The following is a 2,528-nucleotide window of genomic DNA, read 5'->3' on the forward strand; positions in this document are numbered from 1 at the left end:
TGCGGGGCGGGTGCGCGACGCCGGTCCCCGGCACGGCCGGGCCGGTGCCGGGCCAGGGCCCGGTGCTGCCCGGCGGCGCCGATCCCTGCGCGCTGATCAGCGAGCAGCAGGCCGCCGCCCTCAAGCTCGCCTTCCCGCCGAAACTTAGGCCCGCGAGCAAGACCGAGGGCCTCCACTCGTACTGCACCTGGGAGCCCGCCGAGCAGGCGTACTCGCTCGTCCACCTGACCGCGACCTGGTCGCTCGACCAGTCGATCGGCGAGTTCAACGGCGGCGCGCTGGCCAGGGACACCGTCCGGCTCGGCGGGCTGAGCTGGACCACCTACCCGGGGATCGGCGGCGACAACGCCTGCTCGCTGGTGACCGTGCTCGGGCCCACCTCGTTCCTCGGCCTCGACTCCCTGGTCCTCGGCGAGGGCCAAGGGCCGGCTGGCAGCGCCGACCCCTGCGCGTACCCGAAGGCCGTCGCCCCGGCGATCGCGGCGCACCTGCCCGGCGGCTCGCCCGCCCCGCCCGGCCTCACCCCGCCGACGCGGCCCGCTCCCGCGTCCGGACCGCTGGTCGGGCTGGACCCCTGCACGATGCTGACCGCCGAGCAGGCCACCGGCCTCGGGCTGGTGGGCACCGGCATGGCCAGGAACCCGCCCGCCGGCGACCCGATCTCCGGCTGCCAGTGGGCCGACACCGACGGCCCCGGCGGCCAGAACGGGTTCGTCGTCTGGCTGGGGCCCGCCAAACCCGCGGCCGAGTGGTACGAAGTCGAGGGGCAGCCGGTCGAGTCCGGCGGTCGCACCTGGTCGCTGGTGCCGAACCTCGGCAACAACCGGCGGACCTGCGCGGCGACCCTGGTCGTCACGCCTGCGTCGTCGCTGTCGATCTCCAGCGGGTACGAGAACGACCTCGACCGGATGTGCGATCTGGTGCAGGCGGCCATGCCGCTGGTCGGCGGCCACCTGCCGCCGTGATGTCCACCTTTCGGCGTATTGCGCCATCCCTGGTGTGCGGCCGTGCCCCGCGAAGTAGGGTTCGGCCCCGAAGGGGAGGAGGCCTGATGTCGATCAGTCGGAAGCTGGTGGCGGTCGCGCTGGTGGGTTCGGCGGTGCTGCTGAGCGGATGTACGACGCTGGTGGCCGGTTCGCCCAAGCCGGTGCCCGGCCAGGGCCCGGTGATCACCGCGGCGAATCCGTGCGGGCTGTTGACGCCGGAGCACGCGAAGGCGCTGGGGCTGCAGGTTCCCGGCAAGCTCGCCCCCGCCATCAAGGAGCAGCTGGCCCCGGCGTTCTGCACCTGGAGCCCGAGCGACCCCGATTCGGGGCTCGAATCCGTCATGGCCGGCCAGTCCGACGACCTCAGCCCCGGTGAGTACACCCTCGGCGCGGTCGCCAAGGAGACCTTCCAGCTGGGCGGGCTCAGCTGGTCGCGCTATCCGTCGATCCTCGGCGAGAAGTACTGCGAGATCCTGGTCAAGCTCGGCCCCAAGTCGTTCGTCGACCTGAGCAGCGAGAACCGGAAGGACCCGTCGAAGGCCTGCGACCAGGCGAAAGCCGTCGCCCCCGCGATCGCTTCGCATCTGCCGGGCGGCGACCCGTCGCCGACGATCGTCCCCCCGCCCTCCTCGACGCAGCCGGTGCCCTCGGGCCCGCTGGCGACGCTGGATCCGTGCACTCTGCTCAAGGGCGATCAGCTCCCCGGTCTCAAGCTGGTCGTCGGTGAGCCGCTGAAGTCGTCGACCAAGCCGCTGCAGACCGGGTGCGAGTGGTACGACACCGACGGACCCCAGGGCCAGAAGTCGCTGGACCTGTGGATCTCGCCGATCCAGCCCGCGAACGAGTGGCCGTTCCTCGAAACGGGCGGCCAGCCGCTCGAAGCGAACGGCAAGCAGTGGCTGCTGTTCCCGAACTTCGACCGGGAGCCCGTGCTGTGCTCGGCGTCGCTGGCGGTCACGCCCACCTCGTCGGTGATGCTCGCCAGTGGCAACCTCACCGAACCGGACAAGGCGTGCGACGTGATCAAGGCCGCGATCCCGCTGATCAGCGCGAACTTCCCGGCGAGCTAGGGGCAGACCTCGTCGGCGATGTGCCGGGCGATCTCCAGCGCGCTCGTCGCCGCCGGTGAGGGCGCGTTGAGGACGTGGACCTGGTCGGGCGCGGTCTCGATGAGGAAGTCGTCGACGAGCGAGCCGTCCGCTCGCAGCGCTTGGGCCCGCACTCCGGAACCGTGGCGCACGATGTCCTCCGGGCCGACGGCCGGGACGAGCCGGGCGAGGCTCGCGGCGAAGCGCCGCTTGGAGAACGAGCGGAGCACCTCTTCGAGGCCGGTCGGGTAGGCGTACTTGCGGGCGAGCCGCCAGACGCCGGGGAAACGCGCGACCTCGGCGAGGTCCTTGGCGGAGACGTCGCTCCAGCGGTAGCCCTCGCGCCGCAGGGCGAGCACGGCGTTGGGGCCGGCGTGGACGCTGCCGTCGAGCATGCGCGTCAGGTGGACGCCGAGGAACGGCAGCGACGCGTCGGGGACCGGGTAGATCAGGC

General features: G+C 72.4%; 2 protein-coding genes and 1 pseudogene. 2 read left to right on the forward strand and 1 reads right to left on the reverse strand.

The window, feature by feature from the left end; translation table 11 throughout:
- Together QMK34_RS47195 and QMK34_RS47200 are read left to right on the forward strand one after the other, a co-directional pair.
- On the forward strand, positions 1–965 hold a 965-nt coding region (locus tag QMK34_RS47195; RefSeq protein WP_326421573.1), incomplete at its 5' end, for a DUF3558 family protein.
- Positions 966–1,051: 86 nt separating this feature from the next.
- Positions 1,052–2,056 (forward strand): DUF3558 family protein, encoded by a 1,005-nt coding sequence (locus QMK34_RS47200; protein WP_326421574.1) that lies wholly within the window; start codon positions 1,052–1,054, stop codon positions 2,054–2,056.
- Here the strand turns inward: QMK34_RS47200 and QMK34_RS47205 are convergent.
- Positions 2,053–2,528: pseudogene (locus QMK34_RS47205) on the reverse strand (L-2-hydroxyglutarate oxidase); the annotation flags it as partial. The gene QMK34_RS47200 and the pseudogene QMK34_RS47205 sit on opposite strands and share 4 nt — an antisense overlap.

The sequence above is a fragment of the Amycolatopsis sp. H20-H5 genome (assembly GCF_035828755.1).
GTDB lineage: Bacteria > Actinomycetota > Actinomycetes > Mycobacteriales > Pseudonocardiaceae > Amycolatopsis.